This is a genomic window from Streptomyces avidinii (assembly GCF_014650695.1).
GTDB lineage: Bacteria > Actinomycetota > Actinomycetes > Streptomycetales > Streptomycetaceae > Streptomyces > Streptomyces avidinii.
On the sequence record NZ_BMVL01000026.1, the window covers coordinates 1 to 13,623 of the forward strand.

Annotated in this window: 13 protein-coding genes; 5 read left to right on the forward strand and 8 right to left on the reverse strand. The window is 72.5% G+C overall.

From position 1 onward, the window contains the following. Nucleotides 1–93 precede the first annotated feature (93 nt). A complete protein-coding gene (locus IE257_RS36555) occupies nt 94–411 on the reverse strand; it encodes a hypothetical protein (protein WP_189974214.1) in 318 nt (105 codons plus the stop codon). Between the two features lie 225 nt (nt 412–636). Here IE257_RS36555 and IE257_RS36560 point away from each other — a divergent pair, with 225 nt between their 5' ends. Further along, nucleotides 637–1,188, forward strand: a complete 552-nt coding sequence (locus tag IE257_RS36560; RefSeq protein WP_189974216.1) for a GNAT family N-acetyltransferase — start codon at nt 637–639, stop codon at nt 1,186–1,188. Between the two features lie 97 nt (nt 1,189–1,285). Here the strand turns inward: IE257_RS36560 and IE257_RS36565 are convergent, their stop codons facing one another. Next, the gene (locus tag IE257_RS36565) at nt 1,286–1,738 is read right to left on the reverse strand and encodes a nitroreductase/quinone reductase family protein (protein WP_189974218.1); all 453 of its coding nucleotides are present in this window, start codon (nt 1,736–1,738) and stop codon (nt 1,286–1,288) included. A gap of 106 nt (nt 1,739–1,844) precedes the next feature. Between IE257_RS36565 and IE257_RS36570 the strand changes: the two genes are divergently transcribed. Next, nucleotides 1,845–2,864 (forward strand): LysR family transcriptional regulator, encoded by a 1,020-nt coding sequence (locus tag IE257_RS36570; RefSeq protein WP_189974220.1) that lies wholly within the window; start codon nt 1,845–1,847, stop codon nt 2,862–2,864. Between the two features lie 92 nt (nt 2,865–2,956). Here the strand turns inward: IE257_RS36570 and IE257_RS36575 are convergent, their stop codons facing one another. Further along, the gene (locus IE257_RS36575) at nt 2,957–3,142 is read right to left on the reverse strand and encodes a hypothetical protein (protein ID WP_030385746.1); all 186 of its coding nucleotides are present in this window, start codon (nt 3,140–3,142) and stop codon (nt 2,957–2,959) included. 190 nt (nt 3,143–3,332) lie between these two features. Between IE257_RS36575 and IE257_RS36580 the strand changes: the two genes are divergently transcribed. Then, nucleotides 3,333–4,682 (forward strand): carbohydrate-binding protein, encoded by a 1,350-nt coding sequence (locus IE257_RS36580; RefSeq protein WP_189974222.1) that lies wholly within the window; start codon nt 3,333–3,335, stop codon nt 4,680–4,682. Between the two features lie 125 nt (nt 4,683–4,807). Here IE257_RS36580 and IE257_RS36585 read toward each other — a convergent pair whose 3' ends face one another. Genes IE257_RS36585 through IE257_RS36595 form a run of 3 tightly spaced genes read right to left on the reverse strand, consistent with a single transcriptional unit; the run spans nt 4,808 to nt 8,734 of the window. Next, nucleotides 4,808–5,824 carry a YdcF family protein gene (locus IE257_RS36585; RefSeq protein WP_189974224.1) on the reverse strand — a complete coding sequence of 339 codons (1,017 nt, stop codon included), beginning with the start codon at nt 5,822–5,824 and terminating at the stop codon, nt 4,808–4,810. A gap of 23 nt (nt 5,825–5,847) precedes the next feature. Continuing rightward, the gene (locus tag IE257_RS36590; protein ID WP_189974226.1) at nt 5,848–7,431 is read right to left on the reverse strand and encodes an N-acyl-D-amino-acid deacylase family protein; all 1,584 of its coding nucleotides are present in this window, start codon (nt 7,429–7,431) and stop codon (nt 5,848–5,850) included. Between the two features lie 10 nt (nt 7,432–7,441). Continuing rightward, nucleotides 7,442–8,734 (reverse strand): amino acid deaminase, encoded by a 1,293-nt coding sequence (locus tag IE257_RS36595; RefSeq protein ID WP_189974228.1) that lies wholly within the window; start codon nt 8,732–8,734, stop codon nt 7,442–7,444. A 144-nt stretch (nt 8,735–8,878) separates the two neighbouring features. On the opposite strand from IE257_RS36595, the gene IE257_RS36600 reads away from it, so the two are divergent. Further along, complete coding sequence (locus IE257_RS36600; RefSeq protein WP_189974230.1) at nt 8,879–9,631, forward strand: IclR family transcriptional regulator; 753 nt, start codon at nt 8,879–8,881, stop codon at nt 9,629–9,631. 56 nt (nt 9,632–9,687) lie between these two features. Continuing rightward, on the forward strand, nt 9,688–10,098 hold the full coding sequence (locus tag IE257_RS36605; RefSeq protein WP_189974285.1) for a RidA family protein: 411 nt from the start codon (nt 9,688–9,690) through the stop codon (nt 10,096–10,098). Nucleotides 10,099–10,170: 72 nt separating this feature from the next. Here IE257_RS36605 and IE257_RS36610 read toward each other — a convergent pair whose 3' ends face one another. Together IE257_RS36610 and IE257_RS36615 are read right to left on the reverse strand one after the other, a co-directional pair. Beyond that, nucleotides 10,171–11,508, reverse strand: a complete 1,338-nt coding sequence (locus IE257_RS36610; RefSeq protein WP_189974232.1) for a M14 family metallopeptidase — start codon at nt 11,506–11,508, stop codon at nt 10,171–10,173. A 125-nt stretch (nt 11,509–11,633) separates the two neighbouring features. Further along, on the reverse strand, nt 11,634–13,337 hold the full coding sequence (locus tag IE257_RS36615) for a chitinase (protein ID WP_189974234.1): 1,704 nt from the start codon (nt 13,335–13,337) through the stop codon (nt 11,634–11,636). Nucleotides 13,338–13,623: the final 286 nt, after the last annotated feature.

The following is a 13,623-nucleotide window of genomic DNA, read 5'->3' on the forward strand; positions in this document are numbered from 1 at the left end:
GCACGACACGGAGAGACGATGAGACTGACGGGAAACCCCCATACGCGTCCCTGACCACCGGCCCCGTGGACCCCGCCCCCCGCAGTCCCCGTCTCAGTTGCGGACCTGCCACGCCGGGTGCGGCCGGCGGGGGGCGCGGCGCTTGTAGGTGTCGATCGTGAGGAACAGGGCTCCCGAGGCGGCCGTCGCGGCCAACGACAGGATCGCGGCGGCCGGCCGCCACATGTGCGAGATCCCTACGAGCATCAGCCACGTCGCTGCCGAGGCCCCGGCCGTGAACAGCAGCAGCGCGATCCTGGCCCCGAGCGACATGCTGCCGCTCGCCGCGACGCAGCCGTATCCCAGAAGGGCGCCCGGGAGGACGGTCACGATCGCACCCAGGATCAGGAAGAGAAGGAAGGCGATGAGCACGGCGCACTGACCTCCGGACCGGATCCGCGTTCCCCGCCGGTGGGGCGGGGTCGGCGACGGCCATCCTGCCAGATGATTTGAACGTGTTCAATGCAGGGTGAGGCGGTGGGGCGTCGGGACGTCGGGGCGAGGCGGGGGCGGTGGGAGGCGATGTGTGTTGCTGTCACCCGGAGGCTCCGGTGTCGGGGGCGGGGCCCGGCGGTGGGGGCGTGGCACGATCGCGGGATGGAGTACCGGTATGCCACCGAGGCCGATGCGCCCGCCATGGCGGAGCTCTTCGCCGCCAACCACCATGACGCGCTGACCGAACGGCAGCGGGCGGAGCAGGGTTTCGTGCAGGGCCGGTTCGACGTCGGTGCGCTGCGGGCGATGGCCGGCGCGCGCGAGCTGCTGGTCGCGGACGACGCGAGCCGGATCGCCGGCCTCCTGGCGCTCTGCTCGCCCGCGGCTCTGGCCGATCCGCCGCCGCCGGTCGCGGGTCTGCTCCGGGCGCAGGTCGACCTGGAGTGGCAGGGGCGGCCGCTGGCCGAGGCGCGGTGGCTGCTCTACGGGCCCGTCGTGGTCGATTCCGCCTACCGGGGGCGCGGCGTGGCGCGGGCGCTGTTCACCATGGCCGTGTCGGCGGCCTCGGAGCGCGCGGAAGCCGTGGTCGCCTTCATCGAGGCCGGGAACGTGCCGTCGTGGAAGGTGCACGTCGACGGCTTCGGGATGGTCCCGCTGGGCGAGTTCGTGGCGGGCGGACGCACCTACAGTGCGGTCGCCGCGGCGACGTTCTGAGCGGGCCTGAGTGCGCCTGCGCGTGCGTGCCTGCGTGTGCCTGCGCGTGCCCGAGGGTTCTCGGCGGGCGCGGGTGTCGGCGGGTGTGGGCGGCGGATCAGTCGGTGCGTTCCAGGATCACCAGCGGGATCTCGCGGGGCCGGGCCGCGGCGCGGTCGTCCTCGAACGGGGGCCACAGGGCCGTCATCATCTCCCAGTACATCTCCCGCTCCCCGGGCGTGGCGGTGCGCGCCTGCGCCGTGAAGCAGGCGGCGCCGACCTGGAGGCGGACCTCCGGGTGGGCGGTGAGGTTCCGGTACCAGCGGGGGTGCTCCGGGGCGCCGTACGCGGAGGCCAGGACGAGGTGGCGGCCCGTGTCCTCGCAGTAGATCAGCGGGGTGCGCAGGGTGCGGCCGCTGTCGCGGTCGAGCGTGGTGAGCAGCAGGGTGGGGACCCCGTGCCAGAGGTGCCCGTCGGCTCCGGCGGTGGTCACGTAGGCGCGGACGTGGTCGAGCCGTGGGCCGGGGCGCGGGTCGGTGGGGTGCTCCCAGTCGACGTCGAGTGCGTGCATTTTCCTGTCCTTAGGGTTGTGTCCCCCCTGCGGCTAACGAGCATTAACGATTCTGGATGCGCACGACCCGTAGCGCACGCCTACAGGTCTGGACCAAGCTCGTGGTATGGATCTGGAGCTGAGGCACCTCAAGATCGTCCGGGCCGTCGCCGACGCCGGGAGCCTGACCCGGGCCGCCACCGCGCTCGGCCTCGCGCAGCCCGCGCTCAGTACGCAGCTGAAGCGCATCGAGCGCGCGCTGGGCGGGACCCTGTTCGTGCGCGGCCGCGAGGGCGTACGGGCCACCGCGCTCGGGGAGCTGGTGCTGGAGCGGGCCAGGGTGCTGCTGCCCGCGGTGTGCGAGCTGCAGGAGGACGCCCAGCGGTTCGCCCGGCAGGGGACGCCGGGCCACCGGCTCGGCGGCACGCACGGGCCGCTGCTCGGCGGGCTCGTGGACCGGCTCGCGCGCCAGGAGCCCGGGGTGCCCGTCACCACGTACACCTCCTGGTCCGAGAGGGACATCGCCGGGAGCGTCGCCGAGGGGCGGCTGGACTTCGCGCTGGTCGGGGTCTGCGGGGAGAGCGCGCCGCCCGAGCCGGGGCGGCTGGCCTGGATGGAGGTGGCGCGCGACCCCGTGCACGTGATGCTCGCCGAGGACCATCCGCTGGCCCTGGCCCCGCGTGCGGAGATCGAGCTCGCCGAGCTGGCCGCCGAGGCCTGGACGGACGTCCCCGGCGACGGGTGCTTCGGCGACTGCTTCGCCGCGGCTTGCGTGCGCGCCGGTTTCACGCCCGCCTGCGTCTACGAGACCGACACCGCCTCCTGCGTTCACCTGGTGCAGGTGGGGCGGGCCGTCGGGCTGTGCCGGGCCACCTTCCCGGTGACCCCGGGGGTGGTCACGCGGCCGCTCGCCGGGACTCCGCTGATGTGGCGGCACCTGCTGGGGTGGCATCCCGCGGCGCGCGCGGCGGCCCGGGCCGCGGAGGTACTGGAGCACGCCCGGGCCGCGCACGCGCAGGCGCTGGCCGGATCAGCCGGCGGGCTGCCGCCGGGGCTCCGGACAGCGGACGACCCCGCCCCGGGGCGCGACCCCGGGGCGGAGCTTCGGCAGCATTCGTATCGCGCTGAAGCCGCGGGCCGTACCTGAGTACAAGCGAGTACCGGCGAGTACCGGCGAGTACCGGGGTGTACCGGCGTGGCCGGGTGCAGGGGTACCCGGGTGACCCGAGTACCGGGCACCTACGGCAGATAGCGCTCGATGACCTGCGGGCCCTCCTTCTCGATCAGCATGCGAGCCTTCTCGACCCGCTCCGGAGTCGGGTCGTGGCCCGTCGCCATCACGAGGTCCTCGGGGTCGTACGGCCGCTCCCCGCCCGTGAAGAGGCGGTCCGACCGTGTGGGCTGCTCGTCGGGTTCACTGACCATCGCGTACCTCCTACGGTTTTCCCCTGGCCCCATCCTGCGACCGCCGCCCCATGAACGCACTTCGACCGCGGGCGGGCCGCCGGAGGGCCCCGGGCATAACACCGAGGGAAGGGCCAACCGGCAGCTCCCGCAAGGCGGTTCGGATTTCTACGGTTTCCGCAGACCCCACCGGAAACCGAGGAGATCCCCCATGCTCAAGCGACACGCCCGCGCGGCGTGTACCGCCCTGGCCGCCGCCGGGCTGCTGCTGGCCGGGACCGGCGGCGCCACCGCCGATTCCGCCCCCGCCGCAGCCTCCGCGGCGGCCACCCTGCGCACCGCGGAAGCCCCGCCCGAGCTGCTCGCCGCCATGCAGCGCGACCTCGGCCTGACCCCCACGCAGGCCAAGGCGCGCCTCGCCCACGAGGCCGAGGCCGGGGCCACCGCCGCCCGGCTGCGGGACCGGCTCGGCGCCGCCTTCGCCGGTGCCTGGGTGGACGGGGCCGACGCCGGTACCCTCACCGTGGCCACCACCCGGACCGCCGACACCGCCGCGATACGGGCCACCGGGGCCCGGGCGAAGCTGGTCACCCGCACCCTGGCCGACCTGGACGCCGACCGGGCCGCACTGGACCGGGCCGCCGGCCCCGCGACCCCGGTCCGCTACGTCGACCCGCGTTCCAACACCCTGGTCGTCGAGGAGACCGAGGCGGGGGCGGCGGCCGCGCTGCTGGCCGCCACCGGGACCGACGCCGACCGGGTCACGGTGGTCCGTACGGCCGAGGCCCCGCGCCCGCTGTACGACCTGCGCGGTGGGGACGCGTACTACATGAACGGCAGCGGCCGCTGCTCCGTGGGCTTCCCCGTGACCAAGGGCTCCACGAACGGTTTCGCCACCGCCGGGCACTGCGGCCGGGCCGGGACCACCACCAGCGGCTTCAACCAGGTCGCCCAGGGTTCCTTCCAGGCCTCGGTCTTCCCCGGCAACGACATGGCCTGGGTGGCCGCCGACGCCCAGTGGACCGCGACCCCCTACGTGAAGGGCAGCGGCGGCGCGAACGTGCAGGTCACCGGTTCGGTGCTGCAGCCGGTCGGGGCCTCGGTGTGCCGTTCCGGATCGACCACCGGATGGCACTGCGGCACGATCCAGCAGCACGGCACGAGCGTCACCTACCCCGAGGGCACCATCTCCGGCGTGACCCGTACGACGGTCTGCGCCGAGCCGGGCGACTCGGGCGGCTCGTACATCTCCGGGAGCCAGGCGCAGGGCGTCACCTCGGGAGGTTCCGGCAACTGCTCCAGCGGCGGGACCACCTTCTTCCAGCCGCTGAACCCGATCCTGTCGGCGTACGGCCTCACCCTCAAGGTCAGCGGCAGCGACCCGGGCCCGGGCCCCGGTCCCGGCGAGCCCGAGCCGGGCGGCACCTGGAAGGCGGGCACCGTCTACGCGGCCGGTGCCACGGTCACCCACGGCGGCGCGACCTACCGCTGCATCCAGGGGCACCAGGCCCAGACGGGCTGGGAGCCGCCGAACGTCCCGGCGCTGTGGCAGCGGGTGTAGCGGCGTAGCGGTGCGGCGGGTGCAGAGCCCGCCCCGCCCGGACCCATCCAGCCCCGCGCGCGAACGCGCGGACCGGTGCCGTGACTGCCAAGGGGGGAGTCACGGCACCTTCGCGTGCGCACGGGTCAGACGAGGACCGCCGCCAGAGTGCCGAGCGCGCCGAAGACGGTCAGCAGTGCGCAGATCGACAGGTTCACGATCCGGTGCTCCCAGAAGACCGCGACGAACTCGCGGATGGTGGCGCTCGGCCAGTAGTACTTCGCGGTGGGGGAGCCCAGCACCTGCCCGTTGACGCCGGTCTTGCGGGCCAGCATCGCCGCCCGGAAGGCGTGGAAGTTGTTGGTGACCACCACGCACTTGTAGGCCGGGTCGTGGGCCGTCATGATCTCGCGGCTGAAGAGCATGTTCTCCTCGGTCGTGGTGGAGCGGTCCTCCAGCACGACGTGCTGCTCGGGCACACCCTGCGCGATCAGCCAGTCCGCCATCGCCCGGGCCTCGGCGACCTTCTCGTCCGAGCCCTTGCCGCCCGATACGAGGAGGAACGGCGGCCGGCCGCTCCGGGCCAGCTGGGCCTCGTAGATCTGCTGCCCCTTGCGCAGACGGGACGCCAGCAGGGGCGGCACGCGGTCGCCGCCGACGAGGCCCGAGCCCAGCATGACCACGTGGTGGACGTCGCCGCGCACCTTGATCCGTCCGTAGAGGAAGGCGTAGCCGAGGAAGCAGAAGAAGACGAAGGAGACGTAGCCGGCGACCACGGTGACCGTTCCCGCGATGCCGCCGAGGAGGGGGGAGCCGACCACGCCGACGAGGACCAGCAGCGCGATCAGCGCGAAGATCGCGAGGCCCGCGAGCATCGACAGCAGGTTGGCCGGCCGGAAGCCCTCCTTGCGGATCATGATCAGGCCGTTGCGGACGAGGAAGACGCCCAGGGCCAGGGTGGCGAACGCGGGTGAGGCGAAGGCGAGCACGGCGACCGTGACGGCCGCCCAGGTGGGCAGCTTGCCGACCTGGAGGAAGAGTGCGGAGAACAGGCTGAGGAAAGTCAGCCCCAGGAGCACGGCGTTGCTGAAGCGTCGCCGGTCCTGCCGGACGCTTACGCAGAACGCGAGGAAGAGCAGGGCGGCAAGGGCGAAGGCGACCATGCCGACCATCGTAGATGTCGGATTTACCGAAGATCGTGGGCGGTTCGGCGCACCGCCCGTCCGGCCAGCACGTCCGTCCGGCGCCCGTCGCGCATCACGAAGCGTCCGTCGATCAGGACGTGCGGGATACCGCTCGGCAGCATCCGGGGCCGCTCGTAGGTGGACCCGGCCGCGACCGTGTCCGGGTCGAAGAGGACGAGGTCGGCGCGGTACCCCATGCGGACCAGGCCCCGGTCGGGCAGTCGCAGGCGCGCCGCGGGGCGGCCGGCCAGGTGCGCCACGCACTCCTCCAGGGAGAGCAGGCCGAGTTCGCGCACGTAGCGGCCCAGGTAGTGGGGGAAGGTGCCGTAGGCGCGCGGGTGCGGTTTCGCGCCCTGGAGGATGCCGTCGGAGCCGCCGGTGTGGACCCGGTGGCGCATGATCGCCCGGACGTTCTCCTCGTGGCCGACGTGCTGGAGGATCGTCGGCGCCAGCCGGTCCGCGAGCAGCAGCCTGCGGGCGCTCTCCCAGTCGGCCACGCGGGTGCCCACGTACGGGGCGAGGGCGGGGTCGGCGGTGCCCGAGATCTCGATCGTCGACCAGTCGACGGGCACTCCGTGGCAGCCGTCGGAGCCCTCGACCTCCAGCGCGCGGCGGATCCGCTCGGCCTGGGTGCCGTCGCGCAGCCGGGCGAGGACCGCCTCCGGGCCGCCCTCGTTCGCCCAGCCGGGGAGGAGCGCGACGAGGGTGGTGCAGCCGGGGGTGTACGGGTAGCTGTCGAGGGTGATGTCGGCGCCGTCGGCCAGGGCCGCGTCCAGCAGGGCGAGCAGTTCGGGGGCCCGGCCCCGGTTCTCGCCGAAGTTCATGGTGGCGTGCGCGAGGTGCAGGGCGCAGCCGGCCTCCCGGGCGAGCGCGACCATCTCGGCGTAGGCGGCCAGCGCGCCGTGGCCGTAACTGCGGTGGTGCGGGCAGTAGTAGCCGCCGTACCGGGCCACGACCCGGCACAGCTCGGTCAGTTCGGCGCCGGTGGCGTACATGCCGGGGGTGTAGGTGAGGCCGGAGGACAGGCCGACGGCGCCCTGGGCCAGGCCGTCGGCGACGAGCTGCCGCATCCGGTCCAGCTCGGCCGCGGTCGCCGGGCGGTCGTCCCAGCCGAGGACGTACGCGCGGACCGTGCCCTGGGGGACGAGGTAGGCGGCGTTGACCGCGATGCCCTCGCCGTCGATGCCGCGGTCCAGCCGGTCGAGGTACTCGCCGACCGTGCGCCAGTCGAAGTCGACGTCGCCGCCGGGCCCGTTCCAGCCGGCGATCGCGGCCCGCACCTCGCCGAGGGTGCGGTCGTCGACGGGCGCGTACGACAGGCCGTCCTGGCCGATGACTTCGAGGGTCACGCCCTGTGCGGCCTTCGCGCCGTGGTCCGGGTCGCGGAGCAGCGCGAGGTCGCTGTGGGCGTGCATGTCGACGAAGCCCGGGGCGAGGGCGAGGCCGTGCGCGTCGAGGGTGCGGCGCCCGCCGCCCGGGAACCTGCCGATGCCGGCGATCCGGCCCTCGTGGACGCCGACGTCGGCGGTGTACGAGGGCCCGCCCGTGCCGTCGACGACGCGGGCCCCCCGGATGACCAGGTCCACCGGCCGGTGCCTAGAAGAAGGTGCGGACGTAGTCGGTGACGGTGCCGTCGGCCGCCACGACCGGGATCAGCGGCCACTTCTCGAAGATCGTGCAGGGGTGGGACATGCCGAGCGCCACCCAGTCGCCGACCTGCACGTCCTCGGCCGAGTCGGTCTCCAGCCAGGCGTGCTGGTCGGACAGTTTGACCACGCGGACGCCGGTGGCGGGGCGCTCCTCGCCGGTGAGGGCGTCGCGGACCAGCTCGGCCTCGGGCAGGCCCAGGTCGTAGGCGATGTCGCGCTTGCCCGCGTTGACGAAGGCCTGGGTGGGGGAGGGGCGGGAGACGACCTGGGTCCACAGCCGGAACGCCGGGCGCAGGCCGCCCTCGTCGGGGTGCCGGTTGAAGGGGGTCAGGCGGGTGTACCAGCCGTGGTCGTGGGAGACGTACGCGCCGGAGCGGAGCAGCTTGAGGACCGGCCGGGAGAGCTCCGGGAGCTCGGCGAAGACGTCGGCGACCGCGTCGAACCAGGCGGAGCCGCCGGCGCTGACCACGATCTCGTCGAGGTCCGCCGGGAAGCGGCCTGCCTTGTCGAACTCGACGGCCAGCGCGGTGAGGCGGCGCAGGTACGCGTGGACGGAGTCCGGGTCGGCGCCGGGTACCTCGGCCTCGTAGCCGCCCAGGCCGACGAGGCGCAGGGTGGTGGTCCGGGCGACGGCGTCGGCGACGGCGCGGCAGTCCTCGTCGGTACGGGCCCCCGTACGGGCACCTTCGCCGGCGCCGAGCTCGACGACGACGTCGATGCGGGCGGCGGGTGTCCGGCCCCGGAGGGCGCGGTCCATGAGCTGCACCCCGCGTACGGAGTCGACGTAGCAGACGAAGCGGAAGCCGGGGTCGGCGGCGAGCTCGTCGGCGACCCAGCGCAGGGCGGCCGGATCGACGAGCTCGTTGGCGAGGAAGATCCGCTGGATGCCGAAGGCGCGGTAGACGCGGGCCTGGTGAGGGACGGCGGCGGTGATGCCCCATGCGCCGTGCTCCAGCTGACGCCGGAAGAGCTGGGGGGACATGCAGGTCTTGCCGTGCGGGGCGAAGGCCAGGTCGTGGCGGGCGGCGTAGGTGCCGAGCGCGGTGAGGTTGTGCTCCAGCGCGTCCGCGTCGAGGGTCAGGACGGGGGTGGTGAAGCCGCCGGTGTGCAGGTCGCGGCGCTCGGCGGCGAGCTGACCGACGGTGAGGCCGTGGGCCTGGGCGTCCGGGGGGAGCCCCTTGAACCGGTGGTCGACCGGTTCGTCGGCGAGGTCCTTGACGGGGTCGCTGTCGCTGGCCATACGTACCTCCGGGTTGCGCGATGTGCAACGGTCATTGCGTGTGCCGCTGCACGCTGTCTAACATCCCCGGTGACGGCGGGTCAACGTGCGGACGGTGCGCCGGCGGAGCCGGTGGTCGTGGTGACGGTCAGCGAAGGAGGCGGCATGAGCCAGTCCGTGGAACGGGCCCTCGGCATCCTGCCGCTGCTCGCCCAGGGGCCCGCAACCCTCGGCGCGGTCGCCGACGCGCTCGGCGTGCACAAGAGCACCGCCCTGCGCCTCCTGCGCACCCTGCACGACCACGGCCTCGTCTACCGCCAGCCCGACGGCCGCTACCGCCTCGGCGCCCAGCTCTTCGCCCTCGCCGCCGAGGCCATCGAGAACCTGGACGTCCGGGAGATCGCGCACCCCCACCTCGTGGAGCTGAACAGGGCCACCGGGCACACCGTCCACCTCGCCCTGCACCAGGACGACGAGGTCGTGTACGTCGACAAGGTCGACAGCCGCTACCCGGTCCGCATGTACTCCCGCATCGGCAGGCCCGTGCCCCTCACGGTCGCCGCCGTCGCCAAGCTGCTCCTCGCCGACCTGCCCGAGGCCGAGCGACGGGCCCTCGCCGACCGGATCGAGTTCCCGCGCTACACCCCCCGTTCGACCCCGGACGCGGCGGCCTTCCTGCGCGAGCTGGACCTCGTACGGGAGCAGGGCTGGGCCACCGATCTCGGCGGGCACGAGGAGTCCATCAACTGCCTCGGGGCGCCCGTGCACGGGCCGGACGGGCGGGTCGTCGCCGCGCTGTCGGTGTCCGCGCCCGGTGTGGTCCTCGCCGCCGAGGGGCTGCTCGAACTGCTGCCGCAGGTGCTGCGTACCGCCGAAGCCATCAGCCAGGACTACTCAGGAGCACAGGAGAGCACGTGACCGAGCGGAACGCGACCGAGCAGAACGCGACCGGGAAGAACACCACCGGGCAGAACATGACCGGGAAGACCGCCATCACGCCCGACACCCACACCACCCCGCCCGCGAGGTTCTCGCACGGCGTGCGGAAGGGGAACATCCTCCAGGTCGCCGGGCAGGTCGGCTTCCTCCCGCACGTCGACGGGCAGCCGCCCACCCCTGCCGGGCCCACGCTGCGCGAGCAGACCCTGCAGACGCTGGAGAACGTCCGTTCCGTGCTGGAGGCCGGCGGCGCGGGCTGGGACGACGTGATGATGATCCGCGTCTACCTCACCGACACCGGGCACTTCGCCGAGATGAACGGCATCTACAACGCCTACTTCGAGGAGCAGGGCCTCAAGGAGGCCCCCGCCGCCCGCACCACCGTGTACGTGGGCCTGCCGGCAGGGCTGCTCATCGAGATCGACGCGCTCGCCGTCCTCGGCTGAGGCAGACCGCCGGACAAGCGGGCGGGGCGCCCCCCTGGCGGTGAGGCGCCCCCTTTCACACGCCGCACCCGGTCACGGCGCCGCGCAGTACTGGGCCTCCTTGCCGATCGAGCGGTACATGCAGTCCGCGTTCTCCAGCAGCTGGAGCACCGCGTCCTTGTTGCGCGCGGTCTCGCGGTCGATGACCTCGTCCGGCGGGTAGAAGCCGCCGCCGCCGCTCTCCGGGTACATCTCGAAGGTGTAGGAGAAGATCTTCTGGTTGCCCCACAGCCAGTCGTCGATCGTGCCGTCCGTGATGTACAGGTCGCTCGACTGCTCCGGCGCGTAGCCGTTGCTGGCCGCCATGCTGGTGCCGATCTTCTTGTAGACGGCGAGGTCGTCGGCGGTCAGGCCCGGGGCGGTGTCGTTGTAGGTGTAGCCGAAGGGCCACAGGACGAGCTCGCTGTAGGTGTGGAAGTCGATGGCGGCCTTGATCTGCTGCTTGCCGCCGATCACCCGGCTGCGGACGAAGTCCGCGACGACCTTCACCTCGGGCGCCGACTCGGCGGACGCGCCCCGGTAGGTCTCGGAGCTCTTGCTGCTGCTGGAGCCGCCGCAGCAGCCGAACTTGTAGTTCCAGTTGCGGTTCTCGTCCGTACCGACGTACGAGGAGCCGGAGTTCGGCTGCCGGTTCTTGCGCCAGGAGCGGTAGGAGCCGGTGGCGATGTCGTACTCGCCGCCGTCCGGGTTGAGGTCCGGGACGATCCAGATCTCGCGGCCGTTGACCGCGTTCGTGACCCGGGAGTCGGTGCCGTACTTGGAGGTGAACTCCTTGAGCAGATAGAGGGCCATCTCGACGGTCAGGTGCTCGCGCGCGTGCTGGTGGGCGGTGAACAGCACCTCGGGCTCGGCCTCGTCCGTCGCGACGCTGTCGCTGATCTTGATGGCGAAGAGGTCCCTGCCCTGGTACGACTTCCCGATCACCCGCTTGCTCGCGATCGCGGGGTACTGCGCGACGAGCTGGTTGATCTCCGCCGTCGCCTCGGCGTAGTTGTGGTACCTCGAGTCCGCCGAGGGGAAGTCCATCGGGCTCGCCGCGACACCGGGCAGGGAGCGGTCCGGGGGCCCGGGCAGGGCGGTCAGCCGGTAGCCCAGCTCCTTGAGCTTCTTGGCCTGCACGGTGTCGGCGCTGACCACGACCGTGTGGTCGTCCACCTCGTCGATCGAGACGCCCGTCCGGAGCAGGGCGGTGCGGTCGGTGGCGGTGGAGGGGCCGTGGATCCGGTACTGGACGATCGCCTCGTCCTGGGTGGCCGTGGAAGGGGTGGGCGGAGGGGAAGCCGTCGCGCTCATGCCGTAGGCGGGTGCGCCCAGCGCGAGCGCCAGCAGGGCCGCCGTGACGGCGGCCCTTCGGCGGGTATGGAGCCGCATGCGTTCTCCTGGGTGGGGAGTGTGGGGGTAGCCGTGCGGACGCGCACAGCGTGCTCTCGTGGCATGTCCCGGTCAAGGACACGCTGTGCCGGCCGAACCGATCCGGCCACCCCCACACGTACCGCCTACGGGAGGCCGTGGACCTTCGGACCCACCGAGTTCGACCAAGCACTACCCGCCTTGGCGTCCCAGTTGGTCGACCAGGTCATCGCACCGCGCAGCCCCGGGTAGGTCTTCGACGGCTTGAAGGAGCCGCAGTTCGTCCCCCTGGTCAGGCAGTCCAGGGCGTTGTTGACGATCGTCGGGGACACGTAGCCGCTGCCCGCGCCGCTGGGGGAGGCCGGGACGCCGATGCCCACCTGCGAGGGGTCGAGGCCGCCCTCCAGCTGGATGCAGGCGAGTGCGGTGAGGAAGTCGACGGAGCCCTGGGAGTAGACCTTGCCGTCGCAGCCGTTCATCGAGCCGCTGTTGTAGTACTGCATGTTGACGACGGTGAGGATGTCCTTGATGTTGAGCGCCGTCCTGAAGTAGCCGCCCTGCGTGGACTGCATGTCGATGGTCTGCGGGGCCATCGTGATGACGAGCGAGGAGCCCGCCTTCGACGACAGCGAGCGCAGCGCCTGCGTCATGTAGGTGGGGTTCAGGCCGTTCTCCAGGTCGATGTCGATCCCGGTGAACCCGTACTCCTGCATCAGGGCGTACGCGGAGTTCGCGAGGTTGTTCGCGGAGGCCGAGTCGCCCACCGAGATGGTCCCCTTCTCGCCGCCGATCGAGAGGATGACCGACTTGCCGGCCGCCTTCTTCGCGGCGATGTCGGCCTTGAACTGGGCGACCGTGTAGCCGCCGAGGCCGGCCGAGTCGAGGTTGAAGGTGATGGCACCGGGCGTGCCGGTGGCGTCCGCGAAGGAGACGGCGATGATGTCGTACTGCGCGGAGACGTCGGAGATCCGCTGGACGGTCGCGCCGTTGTTGAAGTTCTGCCAGTAGCCGGTCAGGGCGTGCTTGGGGACGGCCGGGCCGGGGCCCGGGCCCGGGTCGGTGCCGGTGGTCGTGCCGGTCACGGGGGCGGACTTCGGGCCCTCGCCCGCCGCGTTGTAGGCGCTCACCTGGAAGGAGTACGAGGTCGAGGCGGCGAGCCCGGTGATCCGGGTGGAGGCGGCGCCGCCGGTCACGGTTCCGACGCGGACGCCGTCCTGATACACGTAATAGCCGGTGGCCGAGCCGACCGCGTTCCACGAAAGGGTGAGGGCGTTCGCGCTCTGTCCGGAAACGGCCGTCCCGGCCGGGGCGCCGGGGACGGACGGGCCGGGGTCGGTGCCGCCGCCGCCGTCCGGACCGAAGACGCTGAACTCGTCGACGAAGTAGGCCGGCTGGCCGTACCAGCCGTGCGTGTAGACGGTGACCTGGGTGGTGCCGGGGCCGGTGCTGAAGGTGGTGGAGAGCTTCTGCCAGCCGCCGCCCGACCCGGGGGTCCAGGTGGAGACGTCCTGGGTGCCGGTCCCGGTCGCGCCGAGGTAGACGTAGCTGCCCTGGACCTGCGTGCTCAGCGTGTACGTCGAGTTCGGCTTGACCGTGACGGTCTGGCTGCAGCGGGCGTTGTCCTGGCCCGCCGGGGTCGCCTTCAGGGCGCCCGATCCGGAATGGACGGGCGAGGAGACGGAGGCGCCGGTTCCGCCGGTGCAGGACCAGTTGGCGAGACCCGACTCGAAGCCGCCGTTGCGGGCGACGTTCACGTCCGCGGCCTGTGCGGTACCGGCGGCCAGGGCGGACAGGGCACCGGCGGTGAGGGTGACGGCGATGGGGAGGACGAGGGAGCGTATGCGGTTCACGTGGGCTCCGGTGGGGGGAGGAAGGGGCGTGGGGAAGGGCGGACCGAGTGGGGTGGGTCCGTGGGTGCGTCCGTGGGTGGTCCGACTCAAGGCGTGCGCTGCCAAGTTGGTCCAGACCAATCTCCGTGTCAAGAGTCTTTGCGATGTGGCTTGAAATGGCCCGCTATGCGATCCCTGTTGTCCGGGTTTCCGCCACCTGTGACCCGTGCCGTCAGCACGGGAATCCGCAAGGCCCTGCCCTGCCAGGGGTGACGCGGATATGGTGCTGGGGCAAGGGGGGAGCGGG

What these genes read in the sequence shown, in the direction of transcription:
- IE257_RS36560 (WP_189974216.1), top strand. Translation starts at nt 637, where the DNA reads ATGGAGTACCGGTATGCCACCGAGGCCGATGCGCCCGCCATGGCGGAG.
- IE257_RS36565 (WP_189974218.1), bottom strand. Translation starts at nt 1,738, where the DNA reads ATGCACGCACTCGACGTCGACTGGGAGCACCCCACCGACCCGCGCCCC.
- IE257_RS36570 (WP_189974220.1), top strand. Translation starts at nt 1,845, where the DNA reads ATGGATCTGGAGCTGAGGCACCTCAAGATCGTCCGGGCCGTCGCCGAC.
- IE257_RS36575 (WP_030385746.1), bottom strand. Translation starts at nt 3,142, where the DNA reads ATGGTCAGTGAACCCGACGAGCAGCCCACACGGTCGGACCGCCTCTTC.
- IE257_RS36580 (WP_189974222.1), top strand. Translation starts at nt 3,333, where the DNA reads ATGCTCAAGCGACACGCCCGCGCGGCGTGTACCGCCCTGGCCGCCGCC.
- IE257_RS36585 (WP_189974224.1), bottom strand. Translation starts at nt 5,824, where the DNA reads ATGGTCGCCTTCGCCCTTGCCGCCCTGCTCTTCCTCGCGTTCTGCGTA.
- IE257_RS36595 (WP_189974228.1), bottom strand. Translation starts at nt 8,734, where the DNA reads ATGGCCAGCGACAGCGACCCCGTCAAGGACCTCGCCGACGAACCGGTC.
- IE257_RS36600 (WP_189974230.1), top strand. Translation starts at nt 8,879, where the DNA reads ATGAGCCAGTCCGTGGAACGGGCCCTCGGCATCCTGCCGCTGCTCGCC.
- IE257_RS36605 (WP_189974285.1), top strand. Translation starts at nt 9,688, where the DNA reads ATGACCGGGAAGACCGCCATCACGCCCGACACCCACACCACCCCGCCC.
- IE257_RS36610 (WP_189974232.1), bottom strand. Translation starts at nt 11,508, where the DNA reads ATGCGGCTCCATACCCGCCGAAGGGCCGCCGTCACGGCGGCCCTGCTG.